Consider the following 629-nt stretch of genomic DNA (forward strand, 5'->3'; position numbering starts at 1 on the left):
GCAGATGTCAAAGCCGCACGAGAGGCAAAGCGTCTGGCACGAAAAACATTGGCGGAAATGGTTGGGATTGAATGGCGGTATCTTGCCAACATTGAGAATCAAGGTGCAATTCCGAGCCTGCCTGTGATGATCCAATTGATTAAGATCTGCGGACTTCCCGTGGAACGGTATTTTAACCCGGAGATCATGCGGGAAGAAAGCGAACAGCGGCAACGGGTCAGCCACAAGCTGAAACTCTGCCCTGAAGAATACCTGCCGATTATCGAAGGTGCCATAGACGGGGCGCTCAAAATGGAACAGACTGCGAAGCAGAAGGAGGACGCATAATCGCGGCCTCCTTCTGGCATTTCTATATCAAGGTTCCCGGCACTTTTCCAAAAGTTCCTGACACCTCTGCTGGATTTCTCTGGTTTCTGTCACAGTCAGTTCACGCTCGTTTCCGGTAATTTTATCTTCCAGAAAGTTGGCGTATGTACCCAGCAAAGCGTTCCGCAAATCCTCTGGGGTTTTCTGTATCTCGGCGCTATACCAGTCATTCCGGTGGGGTTCCCATGCCATCAATGTATAACCGTGGCTGGTCTGAACCACCTCATACAGAGGGTCATCATCCAGATATGCCTGAAACACTT

Annotated in this window: 2 protein-coding genes; one reads left to right on the plus strand and one right to left on the minus strand. The window is 50.2% G+C overall.

Annotation, left to right across the window (positions count from 1 at the left end; genetic code table 11):
* On the plus strand, window positions 1-327 hold a 327-nt coding region (locus H8S44_RS16180; RefSeq protein ID WP_186997573.1), incomplete at its 5' end, for a helix-turn-helix transcriptional regulator.
* Window positions 328-354: 27 nt separating this feature from the next.
* Here H8S44_RS16180 and H8S44_RS16185 read toward each other — a convergent pair.
* Window positions 355-627, minus strand: a complete 273-nt coding sequence (locus H8S44_RS16185; protein WP_330601895.1) for a hypothetical protein — start codon at window positions 625-627, stop codon at window positions 355-357.
* Window positions 628-629: the final 2 nt, after the last annotated feature.

Origin of the sequence: Anaerosacchariphilus hominis (assembly GCF_014290175.1) — a bacterium.
GTDB classification, from domain to species: domain Bacteria; phylum Bacillota; class Clostridia; order Lachnospirales; family Lachnospiraceae; genus Laedolimicola; species Laedolimicola hominis.